Below are 15,586 nucleotides of genomic sequence, written 5' to 3'. Positions count from 1 at the left end.
CTTCTCTTTCTTTTCTTTCTGGCGCAAGCGCCACCCCTGCGACCTGTGCCGTCGGCAAGCTGTCCGTTGACCATGGACCGGACGCCGCGGCGCTCTGAATTCACTTTCTCCTTTTGATCGGTCGTCTCGATCCTATCCCTGAGGCGTGGATATCGGCTCCGCTTACCTACCGGCGCTTTACTTTGGTTGCGTATTTGCGCTCGATTTAGTGGCCACCGTCCGATGAATCCCTTTTTTTCTTTTTTCTTTTTTTTCTCTAGGGCGCGGCCGCATCGGGGAGAGATGGGGGAAAGGGAGTTTTACGGACGGTCAAAATTTATGAGAGGTATTTCGAAGTGGATGGGTCGATCGGCGGGGTTAAGGCTTTGACGCGGTGATGGATAGATTGTTGCGTTCTTGTCTCCTGAGCCTGAATTACTGTATGCTTGACCAGTAATTATTCTCCCCTCCAGTCGGCATCCCACCGAACAAGACAGAAGTCATAAATGCAAGGCGGCTGCGCCGCCCTGCTTGCAGAAGAGTCCTCAGATGGATATGAAAACGCTCGGTTTATACGATCACCCCGATGGCTGGCGCCATGAGCGGAGCGAGGCCTTTGCCGAGTTGGTCAAATCCGAGGCCTACGTCGACCATGGCCGTCGACCGCCTACTGACGTCAACAAGGAAAAGCGTCCCTTGCGAGATTGCACACGCAAGAACCTGATCACCATGTTTGCCAAGTTCGTCAAATGGATGGCCGGCGAACAGGTCAACTTGTCTACCGTCACCCCGGACCACATCCTGCGTTTTTTCGACGCGCACGTTACTGGCCACGGCAAGGGCGACAAGGATATCGTCAGCACCATTCGGACCCGCCATGTGCAGTTGCTCGAGCGCGTCTGCCGGCATCTGGAAATCGCGCCCAATCCCGCGTCAATGGCCGCGCACGGCGTGTACCACAACCGCGAGCAGGGCGCCGCCGGCGTTGATCAGATTTCAGAACTGCTCTACACCCTAGACCGGCAGAATTTCGATAAAGTGGTCGAACTGCTGGTGGAGTTCCGCGATAGGGGACGAAACGAGCCTTTCAATGACTTGCATGAACAGACTGTGCAACGGCTGAAATAGGACATGGGCCTCATGGTTTCGACTGCGTGAGCCATGTGCGGAGCCAGCGACTCCGACAATTTGCCCAACTTCGGACATTGACCAAACCGACGCTTGCGAGGAACAACAAACCATTCCGCATTCAGCGCCAGCCAGTGCTTGCGGCACAGGACAAACTTGGTCGGCTTACACAGGCCAGCCATTTCCATCGACGCTGCATGATCCACCTGGAATTCACCAGGATAGAGCTGCTCGGTCTTCTGTGACGTGCCATAGGCGACGTACACGCGTTTTCTATCCCTGGACACGTCCACCACCAGTGCCGGCCGGATCTTCGGGCGAGGGCAGGTTGCTTCAAGTGCTTCAGGGAATTTGCAGAATACGATGTCGCCAAGGACAGGTTGGAAGGGAAGCGCTCATTTCATGATGCATCCTTAGGAGAGAGACAACACCAGCGAAAATTCGCATTGATCGGGTATCCGTGAATACAGAACGCCTTTGTATAAGGTTCAGGATCGCAGTGCGCAGACAGGCTTACATGTTTAAGGAAATGAATGGGGTGGGAATTTGCGCGGCATAGCAAAAAGCCCCGGCGTCAGAGACGCAAGGGCTTCCTGAAATGCGCTTGAATGGAACAGCGTAGGCTTAGTCTGCCTAGAATTCCAGTGTGTCTAGTGTGTATTGCTGCGCCTGCGATCTTTTCCATCCGGAGCAAAGAATCAATTTTGATTTCTCTTGGTATTACACATCTGTGTTCTGTATAATCATTTACAAAGGACAACATTACGCTTTCGATATGAGCTGTGCAGTGGGCTGCTTGTCTCATCACAGCCCCCGTTCAAGGTTTCATTGACTTATTTTAGGAGTTCCCGTGCTTCCAATGGACGCCAAGCGCAATGCCGATTCGTATTCCTACCCAAACGGCATGCTTAATTCAGGATGGATCGTGGGCGTGCTGCGCCTGCCAGGCGAGGGTAAGTGCTTCATCCAACAAACCGCCAGCGAAAACCACATGCTGCCCGTCGAGTTCGACCCTCGCGAGGCGCCGCTGCCGCGCGACCTGAAAGAGTGGGATCTGGTCATGGCTTACTGCCACTTCATCGGCGCCCGCGAAAGCGACGTGCGTATCGTGCGGGGCAAGAGTATTCGCTTCGAGTCACCCAATCTCATGCACAATGACAAGCGTTTTACCGAAGATGTCATGCGAAAGTGGTCGGTCAAGGTGCATGCGGCGGCGAAGGATTCCGGCCTACCAGCTGCCATCGAGGCCGTTGGGAAGGTCGCCGGCGATATGCCCGCAAAGGAAGAGCGCATGAACAGCGTCGATTGGCGCGTGCTGAAACTCAACAAGAATGCGACCAACACCGTCCAGCTGGCCGGCTTCGTGCAGGCCAAGTCGCTCGAGCGCAATCGCGTCAATGCCGAAGGCAAACCGATGAACGACCGGCTGGTGGCGCTGCTGCGCCAGACCGAAGATCCCCACAAGAGCATCCCGATCCACTGGTACGGCCGTAACCTGGAGCCCCTGGCCAACACGCTCACCCGCGGCCTGCCCATCAAGGTCCAGGGTGAATATCGTCTCGATGTAAAGGCGCTCGGTGCACCTGATCCGGAGTCCGGCATCGCACCGGTGTCCAAGCTGCCCTACATTGAAGCAAAGGATTTCCCCGGTCCCGTAACGCCGGATTCGGGCCTGATCAAGATCGCCCCTTTCTGGGTCGCCGAAATGCTGCAAATGGGTACCCGCAAGGCGCCGCGCCGCGAAGCGCCTGCGCAAGCTAACGTTCCGGCCGGCGTTGACGCCGCAGCCATTCTGGCTGATGCTTTGAACGACATCACCCCAGAGGGACTAACACAATGGCCGACGTTTGTGACGATTCCGACGCCGTCAGCAAAGCCTTCATCGAGCGTGCCGTCAAAGCGGCCCAGGCAAGTCTCGCGGTCCGGCACCTAGCCCCCACGGGAATCTGCCACAACAGTCGCTGCGAAGCCGATGTCGAGAGCGGCAAGCTTTTCTGCGACAACCAGTGCGCCGACGAACATGGCCGCGTCGAACGGCTACGGTCCAATTCTGGCACCCGGCACTAGGTATCGCGGGGCATCAGAGTTGAGGCCAAGATCATGCAAACGTCTTGGCTTGTTTTTTATGTACAGGAAGAGGTATTCAGACCATGAGCAAGATGCTGATCGTGGCGGAAAACCCGTCAGTTGCCAAAGACATTGCTGCCGCGCTTGGCGGCTTTACCAAGGTGCAGAACTTGCTGGAGAGCGACACCGCCATCGTCTCCTGCGCAGTGGGCCACTTGGTCGAACTGTTTGCGCCAGAGGCGGCAACGACAGGGCGCGACTTGTCTTCCCTACCCACCATCCCCACCCAATTCGCCATGAAGGTGCTGGAGCCGAGCAAGGCCCAATACCGGGTATGCCGACGGCTACAGGACCACCATGGAAGACAAGGACGGCAAGCCCGTTGCCAAACAAGCTAAACCAACCACCGTGCCGCAAGCAGCAGGAGCCTTTCTATGAACGCCAGAAACCCCATCGTCAAAGCGACCTTCATCGTGTTTTTGTCGATATGGATCCCCATGAATCTCTACACCCTGTTCACGGACCCGGTCTTTTTCTGGGAAAACGTTCCGAACATGATCCACGGGGCTTTCGTCACTGTGGTGGGTTGCGTCATGGGGGTGGTCATTACGGCCGGGCTGATTCTCCTTGAGCGGTCGCTTGCGCAAATGCGACTACAAGGCGGCAGCTTCAATGGCGTGACGTCCTCGATCGGACCGGTACCCATTCTGGCGCCGCCGGCCAAGCGTGCAAAGGCTAAGGAATGCCTCCCCATTGAAAGCGAGCGGGTCAAACAGTGGATTGAGGCGAACAAGGTCGCCCATCCGGAATATGTCACCCTGTTCATGGCAATCTGGCAAACCCTGTCGGCGCACAAGACCCACCCGGCAAGCCATCGAAAGGGTGGCCATGGCGGGAGAACGCTTGCCCAGCACTGCATGGCCGTGGCGGATACGGCGCTTGAACTTGCTCCAGGCTGGTCCTATGAGGGCGTCTACATCAGGCGCCCGGGAAAGTCACCCAAGCTGATCATTGCCAAGCGCAACGCAAATTACGTGTTCGATCCGCTTGACCCGATCATTCCGGTTCTGGCGCTGGCGCATGACCTAGGCAAGATCGAAGCCTACAAACTGCAGGCGGATGGCACGGTGCTGACCAATGAAACAGGAGCGATGCAGGATGACCCCGGCATCAAGCATGACGCGCTTGGCGCCAGGATACTAGCCCGCATTAGTGAATTCTGGGAGCTACCGCCCAGAGATACGGAGGCACTGACCACTGTTATTGCCCACTACCATCATCCGAGCGACTTCCCGGTCGATAAGAATGGACTGTCCGTTGACGACCGCAAGACGGCACTGATGGGGTTCCTCATCCTTGCCGACAAGACCACCGGCCAGCGAGAAAGCGGCATCAGTGCCGCGTCTGTTAATGAAGACACCATTACTGAAAGCGAAGCAGAGGAGATCTATGCAGCTTTTGTGTCGTGCATCACGGAGAAAGGTCGCATCGATGGAAGGGGCGATAGCGACACGGACAAGGTCTTCAAGATCGGCCAGAAGCATGCCAACCTGGTCTACTTGCGGGAAGCGCCGCTGCTTGCAGCAATGTGCCGCAAGTTGGGAGTCTCAATCGAGGCTGGGAGAGGTCGTTTTATCCTGCTCAATCGGATTTTGTCGATTTTGACCGAGAAAGGTCTGCTTTCCACGCTCCATAACGGGGTCGATTTCAAAACATTTCAGCCGCTGTTTTTCGTGCGCTTCTACCATAGCGAGGACAACACTATCATCGCCGGTTGGCGCGAGACGATCATCATCCGTCCTACGGTAAAACACACGGAGCTGCTGTCGCTCGTAGATCTGCCAGCCCTGGCGACCGTCGCAAAAATCGAGCGACCCTATTTTGCGCACCTGGCAGAGATTATTGAACCGTCAAAGCTGATGGAGATGGTAGAGCAAGCGTTCGGGAAGACAGTCATCGAAGCCGTGAAAGAGGGACTGAATATCGATGAGACGATTTTGCCTATACCAAAGACTATTGCATCGATTGTTGCGTGTGCTGCGCCTGCAACCGGCGCACAGATCACCGACTTGACCTGTGCGTTGCCCGAACCTGCCGAAGAGGAAGCTGTATGTGAGGGGGCTGTCCAAGATTGCTCAAAGCCTGCCTTGGAAAAGCCCAACGAACAACCCTTGGGAATTCCGGAAAGTCATGACCGCGGCACTGTTATTCAGGATGTTCCGAAAGATGTGATCTCCAATTATAAAAAGCAAAAGCAGGAAGAAAAGAACAACGGCAGTCTGGCTCAGCTGCGCCAGTCGGCCGAACCTTCCCAATTCCTCCAGCAATTGACACCCGAAAAGGGCAAAAAGCGCGGTGCCCGAACACTTGCTGAGTCGCTTGGTACAGGAAACGACACAGCAGCCATGTATGTGCGCAAACGAGATAAAGCTGAAACTAAGATTGGCGCTCTGTCAGGCTTGCCAGAAGAAAGTTTAAAAAAGACTTCGTTCGAAGTGTTTCAGCGATTGGTACAGAGAGCAGTTGAAATTGGAAAACTTCATTCATTGGCAGAGATCGATGGACAATATTTCATTCTGCAGTCCATGATTGAAGAGGCGTTTCCCAACAAGAATGTCGACGAACAACTCCCCAAGGAATATGTTGAACGAAGATCAACCAGAGCTGGCACCGTTCTGCTTGTCCCAGTAAAGGAGGCTAGATGAACACGATTCATGAAACTCGGCCATCAAGCACTTCTTCATCTGGCCACCTCAGGGGAAAATGCCTGGGGTGACAGCGTGGATCGATTCCTTGCGCGAAGCTTTTGGCAAGGAAATGGTGGACAAGATGATTCGCACTGAATTGCGGGATGGAACGTTCTGAGCCATAGAAAATGGCTTGGTGGTTAGCCAGCCGCCAGCGGCGGTACTCGACAAGCACTTTGCGGATTGGAACAGTCTACCCCATGCATGGATAAACTGGAGCTGGCATCATCGCCGCCGTCGATAGACTGACGTTGGCCTGGCTGAGAGATCAAGTTATTGCTTCATGTAATCGATCTGTTCGACACTAATCGTACCGGCTTAATTGCTCACAACGGAAAAACCCCGACGTCCGCCCGGCTGTTACAGCGGCTTCCATGTTTGAGTACTGACCGATATGGCTGAAATTGGACTTTATGATGAGCTGGAAACAGCAGACCTTTGAACACTTAGGGCTGCTTACGCTGTATCGCAGACCTATGTAAATTTAGCCTGCGAGTGTATAAAGATATAAAGCGCCGGGCACTGGGATCTTCTAGTACAGCACTGCGGATCTTTAACGAACCTGCTGAAACTGCCTTTCAGCTCATATTTTCCCGTCCACCTGCCGATCTTCATTGTCCGGTTTCGGCGGAAAGTCAAATTAAACCCTTAAGAGTTGGATGGCTAAACTAAAGTCTATTGCACGCTAATTCCCGCGGTCCGAATGACCTTTCCATAAGTTGCCTCTTCTGCCTTCAGCGTTGTCTCCAGTTCAGCCGGCGAGGCGCCTGTCACACCAAAACCCATGTCTTCTAGTCTGCTGCGCACTTCCGGCTCGCCAAGCACCTTGGCTATATCGTGGTGCAGCTTTGAAATAATTTCAGGCGGTGTGCCGGTGGGTACGACATAGCCTTGCCAGCTTTCCACCTTGAAATTCGGCACCCCTGTCTCCGCCATCGTCGGCACATTCGGTAGCGCCTTGGAGCGGTAGGGCGTCGTTACCGCAAGTGCGGTCAACTTGCCGGCTTTCACATATTCCGTGACGGCTGCCAGCGTGATCAGCGTCGCATCGACATGGCCGGCAATAACATCTACCGCTGCCGGACCGCCACCGCGATACGGAATGTAATTGACTCGCCCTCCGGTCTCGCGGTTCAGCAGTTCATGCCCAACATGCGCAATACCTCCTAGACCGGGGAGCGCAAGGCTTAGTTTCTCAGGGTGATTTTTATTGTAGGCGACATAGTCCTGAAAATTCTTGATGCCCGACTTTGGATTCACTACCAGCACCTGTGGATTAACGACTGCCTTAATGACCGGCGCGAACGCCTTTTTTGCGTCGTAGGGCAAATCGCCAAACAGAATGCCGTTCAACACCAGGCCTTCACCAGCCTGCAGGATGACGTAACCATCGGGCTTGGATTTCGCGACCTTCTCGGCACCGATGATCCCGCTCGCCCCAGCGACATTCTCTACCGTGACTGATTGTCCCCAGCGTGCGCTCAATCGTTCAGCGATGATCCGGGTGAGCTTGTCGGCGCTGCCGCCCGCTGCAACTGGAACGACAATGCGCACGGGTTTATTGGGATAGTTGTCCGCAATGCCGGAAGCGCTTGCGTGCAAAGGATAAAGTACAGATGAAATGGCGATGACCACGGACACGCGCGCGTAACGCGCAAATGCGGATAAATTCATGTTGTTTCTTCGTGGGCTAAATGAGTGATCGTTGCCGGCAGCGCGCTTTATAAAGCGGCATTCAGGCGCCAGGGAATTGGTGACAACGGCGGTTGTCAATGAAAGCGATATTAAGCAAGCGCACCAGCTTGTTACAACGAATAGAAATGGATATCGATATATCAAAAAAGCCTAATAACGCCGCTCAAAAATGGCATATCGATATCCGCATTGATTCCTTGGACTCGCAATAGCCAATCCATAAAATGGCCCTGCTTAAACAAGCCATTCATAACCAACGGATCAAATAAAAAATATGCGTTCATATCAATCTTCGGATCCTGCTGTCGAGAGCGGTGGTACACGGTATGCAGTTGCGGCCGGGTTTGCCGGGCTGTTGTTGACGCTCGCCAGTACCGCCGCACATGCCGATGCGACGCTTGACAAGATCAAGCAACGCAACAAGATCGTGGCTGGCATACTGCTTTCCGGCGGCCCATTTGGATCGATCGACCCGGCGACACAAAAACCGGTCGGCTGGAATGTGGAACTCGCGCGCGATATTGCGCGGCAATTGAACGTCGAGCTTGAGACGGTCCAGGTACAGCCATCGAACCGGGTGCAGTTGCTGCAGCAGGGGAAGGTGGACATTCTGATCGCGGGCATGGAGGTCACGTCCGAGCGCGCAAGCATTCTTGGCTATGCGCCCACGCCTTTCTATAAGGTGGGCGGCACCGCCATCTTTCCTGCCGCAAGCGATATACGAAGCTGGAATGATCTTAAGGGCAAGGTCGTATGCCTGTCCCAAGGCAGCAACTACGCCAAGCCGCTGACATCGGAGATCGGCGCAACCGTCAAGGGCTTCAAGAGCTCGTCCGAGTCCCTGCTCGCGCTGCGCGGCGGGAATTGCGCCGCGGCGGTGCATGACGGGACCTTGCTCAATCCGCTGGCGACCAGCAATCCGGAGTGGAAGGATTATCGGACGCTCGCGCCGGAACTCATTCCTGGCGATTCGGTGGTCTGGGTGCGCAAAGGTGAAGACGATGCGGCGGCCGCAATCGATAAAGTCGTACAGGATTGGCACCGCAGTGGCTGGCTGATTACGACGGAAAAGCGGCTTAATATCACGCCTGCGTCGCCGGCACTGCGCGAACTGCATGAGAAGTATAAGAACGGCGGCGCTTGATACAGCAGAAGGCAGCCCGCGCCGCATGCGCTGGCTGCCTCCGGGTCGGGTCAACGCAGCCAGTCTTTGCTGATATGCAGTGACTTTTCGTTTGGCGCTACGGCCAGTCCGTCGGCATAAGCTTGTCTGACCGCTGGACGCTGCGTGATATGCGCGCGCCAGCGGGCGATATTGGGATAGTGGGCAAGGTCTCTTCCTTGCCGTTCAGGCTGTATCCAGGGAAATAGCGCAATATCGGCGATCGTATAGTCGCCTGCCAGGTAGGCGCTACCTGCCAATCGCTGTTCCAGCACCTGATAGAGTCGTTCGACCTCTCCGACTGCGAATGCATCGACGTCGGAAGGAATGGTTGACCTGATCTTTTCCCGAAAAGTCTGATACAGGCCAAAGCTTGCAGCCACATGGCCGACCTGCCAGAACAGCCATTGCATGGTCGCGGTCCGGGCCTGCAGCCCGGTCGGCAGGAAGCGCTTAGCGGCGTCGGCCAGGTGGATCAGGATGGCGGCAGATTCATGGATGACCAGGGGCGCGCCATCAATGGCGTCGTCGATTACGAGCGGGATTTTGCCGTTCGGGTTCAAGGCGAGAAAGTCGGGAAGGGCATTATCGCCATGGCGGATATTGACGAGATGCGTCTGGTATTCAACGCCGAGTTCGTTCAACAAGATCGGGATTTTAATGCCATTGGCGGTGGGCCAGTAATAAAGGTGAATCAAGGTTTCAAACCTCAGGTTGTTTTGCCGGAGCGATCGATTTTAAAAGGGCGCCGAAAAACGGGACGGAATCATTTCGCATATGAATATGCAGCAAATTCCTTATCCGGATTGACTATATCGATAGCCATATTCATTCGTAGTTGAAATGGCGTTGCAAAAATACAATGACCGCACATTAAGGCGCAGACCGCTTTGCAGCATGATGCAGAACGCTTTGCCGCATACCGCTAATTCCATTAAAGGTTCTCATGCTCACACGACATTTCCTCGCACTTTCGCTTGCAATAAGTAGCACTACCGCGGCAGGTATTGCCCATGCCGACGCTACCCTGGACAAGATCAGGCAACGCGGCCGCATTGCCGTCGGCGTGGTTCTGGACGGCACTTACGGAACCATCGACCCCGCCACCCGCAAGCCCAAAGGCTACAACGTCGAACTGGCGGAAAGCTTGGCGCAGCAGCTCGGCGTGGATCTCGACGTAATCGTGGTCGAGCCGCCGAACCGGGTGCAGTTCCTGCAGCAAGGGAAGGTCGATGCGCTGATCGCGAGCATGCAGTACACCAGGGAGCGGGCGGAAATCCTGAGCTATGTGCCGACGCCGTTTGAGGAAATCGGCGGGTCAGCGATGGTGAAAAAGTCCAGCCATATCCGCGACTGGAGCGACTTGCGCGGCAAGCCGGTATGCGTCTCCCAGGGCAGTAATTTCACCAAGCCGCTGGTAGAGGAATACGGCGCCGAGATCAAGGGTTTCCGCGGCATGCCGGAAGCGCTGCTGGCGCTTCGCGGTGGCAACTGCGTGGCGTCGGTACACGTAACGCCCGGCATCCAGGCGCGTTTGCTAAAGGACGCGGCGCAATGGGGCGACTATGAGTCGCCCATGCCGGCCCAGCTGATTCCCTCTCCTTCCGTCATTTGGGTGCGCAAGGGTGAGACCGACACGGTAGCGGCGATCGACCGCGTGGTGCAGAACTGGCATCGCACCGGCTTTCTGATCAGCCAGGGCAACAAGCATGGCATGCCGCCATCGCGGGCACTGCTCGACTGGCACGACAAGTTCAGGAAGGAAGGCGCATGACGCCGCTGGACGACCTGCGCGCGCTACTGGGCAAGGCCCATGTACTCACCGGCGGCGATGCGGCGCCTTTTACCCGCGATTGGCACGGCCGCTACGATCACGCTGCGCTGGCAGTAGTGCGCCCCGCAGACGCGGCCCAGGTGGCGGCAGTCGTAAGGCTTTGCTCCCGGCACCGGGTCGCGATCGTGCCACAGGGCGGCAATACCGGACTGATGGGTGGCGCAGCGCCAACGGCCGGCGTGCCCAGCGTGGTGCTGTTTCTTACCCGACTGAACCGCATCCGCGAAGTCGATAGCGAGAATGACACGATCACGGCGGAAGCCGGCTGCGTGCTGCAGCAGGTCCAGCAGGCGGCCGAGGCGGCGGGGCGCTTGTTCCCGCTGAGCCTGGCATCGGAAGGCAGTTGCACCATCGGCGGCAACCTCAGCACCAACGCGGGCGGCACCCAAGTACTGCGGTACGGCAATGCGCGGGAGCTGGCGCTGGGCGTGGAAGTGGTCACCGCCGAAGGCAGGATCTGGGATGGCTTGCGTGGGCTGCGCAAGGACAATACTGGCTACAGCCTGCGTGACTTGTACATCGGCAGCGAAGGTACGCTTGGCATCATCACTGCGGCGACACTGCGGCTGTACCCGTTGCCGTCCGCCCGTCTTGCCGCCTTCGTCGGTTTTCGCTCGCTGCAGGACGCAATCGCTTTCCTAAGCGATGCACGCTCAGCCTTCGGTGCAGGGCTGGTCGCATTCGAGCTTTTTTCACTGAGCTGCCTCGACCTGGTGGCGCACTACCAGCCGGATTACCGGCTGCCGATCAACGGCGAGGAGCGCCAGGCGCCCTGGTATGCGTTGGTCGAGCTGGCCGATGCCGATCATGCGTTGCTGCAGGAACGCTTCGAATCGGCTGCACACTACGCGATGGCAGGTGGGCAGGTCAGCCACGCCGTCATCGCCGCGAGTGAAACGCATCGCCAGCAGCTGTGGCATCTGCGCGAACATGCGCTGCATGCGGCCCAGGGCGCCGACGGCATGAACGTGAAGCACGATATCGCGGTGCCGATCTCGCGCATCGTCCCTTTCGTGCAGGCCGCCGACGCGGCGCTGCAACGGCATTTTCCCGGCGTGCGCAACATCACTTTTGGCCACCTGGGAGACGGCAACCTGCACTACAACGTCGAGCGCGCCGCTGGACAGCCGGTCGCGGATCATCTGGCTCGCGCCAGCGATATCGAGCGCGTGGTGCATGACTGCGTTGCCGCGCATGGCGGCTCCATCAGCGCCGAGCATGGCATTGGCCAGCGCAAGCGCGACCTGCTGCTGCATTACAAAAGCGAGGCGGAACTCGACTTGATGCGTCGCGTCAAGCGCGCGCTCGACCCACAGGGTCTGCTCAACCCCGGGAAAGTCCTCGGATGACAGACCCCAGCCCTAGGAGCAAAAACACCATGCCAGCGTTTTACCTGTCACAGCGGGTCAGGCAGATTACAGTCTCGCCGAACGCCGTCGCGAACCAGCGTGCCCAGGAATTGGCGGCCAAGGGCATGCCGATACTGAATTTGACCGTTGGTGAACCCGACTTCGACACGCCCGACGCCATCAAGGAGGCAGGCATCGCGGCGATCCGGCGCGGCGACACGAAGTACACGCCGGTGGCTGGCACAGCCGCGCTGCGCGCGGCGATCCGTGACAAGCTGCAGCGCGAAAACAGCTTGAACTATCCGATCGAGCAGATCATGGTCGCCAACGGCGCCAAGCAAATCATCTTCAATGCCTTTGCCGCGACCCTCGACGAGGGCATGGAAGTCGTCATTCCGGCGCCCTACTGGCCGTCGTTCCCCGACATGGTCCGCATCAATGGCGGGCGGCCGGTGTTTGTCCCCACAGTGCCGGAGAGCGACTTCAAGCCCGACGCGCCAGCGGTGGAACGGGCAATCACACCGCATACCCGGTGGTTGGTGCTGAACTCGCCCAGCAACCCGGCCGGCGCCGTTTACGGCGAAGCCGAGTTCGCGGCGCTGGCGCAGGTCCTGCGTCGGCATCCGCAGGTGTTGCTGCTGCTCGACGAGCTCTACGAGCATGTTCGCTTCGACCAGCGGCCGCGTGTGCATTTCCTTGCCGTGGCGCCCGACCTGGCTGACCGGGTGCTGGTGGTCAACGGCGTGTCCAAGACGTATGCGATGACCGGCTGGCGCCTTGGCTACGGCGCCGGGCCGCTGCCACTGGTACAGGCGATGACGGCGGTGCAAAGCCAGTCGTCATCCGGCGCCGGTTCGATCAGCCAGGCGGCGGCGCTGGAGGCGTTGGCGGGCGACCAGTCTTTCGTCGCCGATGCCGCGGCTGCCTATGCGAAGCGCCGCGACGCGCTGGTGTCCGGGCTCGCGGCAATCGACGGCATCGACGTTGCCGCGCCGGAAGGCGCCTTCTTCGTGTACGCCGGCTGCGCAGGCTTGCTGGGCCGGACCACGCCTGCCGGAAAGGCGCTGCGAAGCGATACGGACGCGGTCGACTACCTGCTCACGTCGGCAGGGGTGGCCACCGTCGACGGCGCCTCGTTCGGGCTGTCGCCCTATGTGCGCTTTTCGCTGGCCGTGTCGACGGCGACCATCGACGACGCCTGCGAGCGCATCCGGCGCGCCTGCGCCGCGCTGCTGCCGCGCACCGAGGCGGCCGCATGAACGCTTCCTGGCTGGAATCGGCCGTGGCGCTGGCGCGGCGGGTGGATCTGAACTACAGCTTCCTGCTGGATGCCGCGGAACGCTCCGCCTTCCTGCAAGGCTTGCTGGTGACCCTCGAGCTGGCGGCGAATACCATCGCGTGCAGCCTGGTGGCGGGGATCGCGCTGGCCGCCATGCTGGTGTCGCCCAGCAAACCGCTCGCCAGTGCGACCCGCGCATTCGTCGAATTGACCCGGAATACGCCCACGCTGGTGCAGCTGTATTGCGGCTTCCTGGTGCTTAACATGCTGATCAGCCAGGCGCTGCAGCCATATGGCACCAATCCGCTGACGCCGTTCATCTGGGTCGTGCTCGTGATTTCGCTGCACAAGGCGGTGTTCCATGCGGAAGCGCTGCGCGCCGGGCTGGAAGCGATTCCGCTAACGACGCTGGAGGCGGCTGCCTCGCTTGGTTTTGGCCGCAGAAAGCGCCTTTGGCTGGTGCAGTTCCCGTTGGCGCTGCGCTTTGCCCTGCCGGCCATTGTCAACAACCTGGTGGACTTGGTGAAGATGACCGCGGTTGCATCCGCTATCGCCGTGGGCGATGTGACTTACCAGTCCATCATGATCTGGACCCAGCGCGACAACGTGCTGGAGCTGATGCTGCTGATCCTGCTTTACTTTGCCGTGCTTACCTATGCCGTGACCCTGGCTGGACGCTGGCTTGAAACCCGATGGAGGATCCCCGGATATGGACAATAGCCGCTCTATCGGCATCGCTCCGGCGCCTGCGTTTCCGGCCGCCGGAACGTTGCTGCTGGCCGCGCTGGCGGCGCTCGTCGCCTGGTGGCTGTGGAGCGCGCCCACGGTGCCTGGCCATCTGGCGGAATGGGCGCCGGCGCTCGGCGCCGGTCTGCTCGCCAATATCCGCATCAGCATCGCCGCCATTGGCCTGGGCTCGGTTGTCGGTCTGGTCATCGGCGCCTTGCAGCTCTCGCCGCTGGTGCCGCTTCGCATCGTGAGTCGCTGCTATGTGGTGGTGTTCCGCAATGCACCCATGCTGGTGCTGATCTACTTTGCCAGTTATGTGTTTCCCTTCGAGTTGAAGCTTGGCGGCCATTATGTTGCCTTTCCCGACTGGATCAAGGTCACCATTGGCCTGGCGTTGCCCGCCAGCGCGAACGTGGCCGAGATCTTTCGCGGCGCGATCGGCTCGATCCCGGCTGCGCAGTGGGAAGCCGCGACCTCGCTGGCCTTTCGCCGCGCCCAGATCTTTCGCTGGGTGGTGCTGCCGCAATGCGCCAAGCGCATGCTGCCGCCATGGATGAACCTGTATGCGTCGATCACCATGGCCACATCGCTGGCGTCGCTGGTGGGCGTGCACGATCTGCTAGATACAGCGCAGATTGCCAGCACCACGGTCAACCGCGTCGACTTCACGGTGACGATCTATCTCACCACACTGGCGCTGTTTTTCATTTACTGCTATCCGATTTCCCGGCTCACGCAACGACTGGAGCGCAAATATGCCTTTGAATGAACTTCCCGCCACGCTTCATGCGCCGTTAGTGGCTCTGCGCGACGTACATCTTGCATTCGGCCCAACGCCGGTGCTCAACGGCATTGATCTCGAGGTGCAACGCGGACAGGCGGTATCGATCATTGGGCCGTCCGGCTCCGGCAAGTCCACCATCCTGCGCTGCATTAACGGCCTGCTTGTGCCGCAGCGCGGTGAAGTGCTGGTCGGCGGCACGTCGGTACGGTCGCTGACAACGGAGGCGCAGCTGATTGCGCTGCGCAAGCGCGTCGGCTTCGTCTTCCAGCAATACAACCTCTTTCCGCACCTGACGGTGCTGGAGAATCTAGTTATCGCGCCGGTGCGCATCCTCGGCCGTGACCGGGACGCCAGCCGCGCCGACGCCCTGACCCTGCTCGAACGGGTGGACCTGGCACACAAGGCCGACGCCTATCCCGGCCAGCTGTCGGGCGGCCAGCAGCAACGGGTGGCGATTGCGCGCGCGCTGGCAATGCGCCCGGAACTGCTGCTGTTTGACGAGGTGACGTCGGCGCTCGATCCCGAGACGGTCGGCGAGGTACTGGGTGTAATCCGCGACCTGGTGCAAGATGGCATGACATGCGTGCTGGTGACGCATGAAATGCGCTTTGCCGAGGAAATCAGTGATCACGTGTATTTCACCGAAGCCGGCGCGATCGTTGAGCATGGGCCGAGCGAACGGATTTTCACTGCGCCATCGAATCCACGTACCCGCGCATTTCTCGCACGCGGCCTGGGCGGCGGGCCGGGCGCGCTCCAGAGCGCTGGGCCGGCGCGGCCGCTGCGAACGCCGGCATCGGGGCGCGTGCTGCATGCGCAGCCCGGGTTTTGAC

At 58.6% G+C, this 15,586-nt stretch carries 13 protein-coding genes; 11 read left to right on the top strand and 2 right to left on the bottom strand.

All coding sequences use genetic code 11. The features are described from left to right. The first annotated feature begins 528 nt into the window (after positions 1-528). The 4 genes from KTQ42_RS23035 (at position 529) to KTQ42_RS23020 (ending at position 5,879) form a co-directional block, all read left to right on the top strand. On the top strand, positions 529-1,107 hold the full coding sequence (locus KTQ42_RS23035) for a hypothetical protein (protein WP_217347950.1): 579 nt from the start codon (positions 529-531) through the stop codon (positions 1,105-1,107). 859 nt (positions 1,108-1,966) lie between these two features. Further along, positions 1,967-3,040, top strand: coding sequence for a hypothetical protein (locus KTQ42_RS23030; protein WP_217347949.1), 1,074 nt, complete (start codon positions 1,967-1,969; stop codon positions 3,038-3,040). Positions 3,041-3,257: 217 nt separating this feature from the next. Then, on the top strand, positions 3,258-3,572 hold the full coding sequence (locus KTQ42_RS23025) for a hypothetical protein (RefSeq protein ID WP_217347948.1): 315 nt from the start codon (positions 3,258-3,260) through the stop codon (positions 3,570-3,572). 36 nt (positions 3,573-3,608) lie between these two features. After that, positions 3,609-5,879 (top strand): CRISPR-associated endonuclease Cas3'', encoded by a 2,271-nt coding sequence (locus tag KTQ42_RS23020; protein ID WP_217347947.1) that lies wholly within the window; start codon positions 3,609-3,611, stop codon positions 5,877-5,879. A 717-nt stretch (positions 5,880-6,596) separates the two neighbouring features. Here KTQ42_RS23020 and KTQ42_RS23015 read toward each other — a convergent pair. Beyond that, the gene (locus KTQ42_RS23015; protein WP_217347946.1) at positions 6,597-7,595 is read right to left on the bottom strand and encodes a tripartite tricarboxylate transporter substrate binding protein; all 999 of its coding nucleotides are present in this window, start codon (positions 7,593-7,595) and stop codon (positions 6,597-6,599) included. 295 nt (positions 7,596-7,890) lie between these two features. On the opposite strand from KTQ42_RS23015, the gene KTQ42_RS23010 reads away from it, so the two are divergent. After that, positions 7,891-8,760, top strand: a complete 870-nt coding sequence (locus tag KTQ42_RS23010) for a transporter substrate-binding domain-containing protein (protein WP_217347945.1) — start codon at positions 7,891-7,893, stop codon at positions 8,758-8,760. A gap of 50 nt (positions 8,761-8,810) precedes the next feature. On the opposite strand, the gene KTQ42_RS23005 is transcribed toward KTQ42_RS23010, so the two are convergent. Beyond that, positions 8,811-9,476, bottom strand: a complete 666-nt coding sequence (locus KTQ42_RS23005; RefSeq protein ID WP_217347944.1) for a glutathione binding-like protein — start codon at positions 9,474-9,476, stop codon at positions 8,811-8,813. Between the two features lie 248 nt (positions 9,477-9,724). Here KTQ42_RS23005 and KTQ42_RS23000 point away from each other — a divergent pair, with 248 nt between their 5' ends. The 6 genes from KTQ42_RS23000 to KTQ42_RS22975 all read left to right on the top strand — a co-directional run bounded on the left by KTQ42_RS23000 (position 9,725) and on the right by KTQ42_RS22975 (position 15,585). Next, a complete protein-coding gene (locus KTQ42_RS23000; protein ID WP_217347943.1) occupies positions 9,725-10,552 on the top strand; it encodes a transporter substrate-binding domain-containing protein in 828 nt (275 codons plus the stop codon). Next, entirely contained in the window at positions 10,549-11,961 is a 1,413-nt protein-coding gene (locus KTQ42_RS22995; protein ID WP_217347942.1) for an FAD-binding oxidoreductase, read from the top strand. The genes KTQ42_RS23000 and KTQ42_RS22995 overlap by 4 nt, the downstream gene beginning before the upstream one ends. Positions 11,962-12,086: 125 nt before the next feature. Then, positions 12,087-13,220 carry an aminotransferase class I/II-fold pyridoxal phosphate-dependent enzyme gene (locus tag KTQ42_RS22990; protein ID WP_249223071.1) on the top strand — a complete coding sequence of 378 codons (1,134 nt, stop codon included), beginning with the start codon at positions 12,087-12,089 and terminating at the stop codon, positions 13,218-13,220. Beyond that, complete coding sequence (locus KTQ42_RS22985; RefSeq protein ID WP_217347940.1) at positions 13,217-13,960, top strand: amino acid ABC transporter permease; 744 nt, start codon at positions 13,217-13,219, stop codon at positions 13,958-13,960. The genes KTQ42_RS22990 and KTQ42_RS22985 overlap by 4 nt, the downstream gene beginning before the upstream one ends. After that, entirely contained in the window at positions 13,950-14,738 is a 789-nt protein-coding gene (locus KTQ42_RS22980) for an amino acid ABC transporter permease (protein ID WP_217347939.1), read from the top strand. Before KTQ42_RS22985 ends, KTQ42_RS22980 begins: the two co-directional genes overlap by 11 nt. Then, entirely contained in the window at positions 14,725-15,585 is an 861-nt protein-coding gene (locus KTQ42_RS22975; RefSeq protein ID WP_217347938.1) for an amino acid ABC transporter ATP-binding protein, read from the top strand. The genes KTQ42_RS22980 and KTQ42_RS22975 overlap by 14 nt, the downstream gene beginning before the upstream one ends. Position 15,586 lies beyond the last annotated feature (1 nt).

The sequence above is a fragment of the Noviherbaspirillum sp. L7-7A genome, assembly GCF_019052805.1.
In the GTDB taxonomy this organism is placed as follows: Bacteria; Pseudomonadota; Gammaproteobacteria; order Burkholderiales; family Burkholderiaceae_D; genus Noviherbaspirillum_A.
The sequence above is the reverse complement of the archived record's forward strand: the minus strand, read 5'-3'. Positions and strand labels throughout refer to the sequence as shown.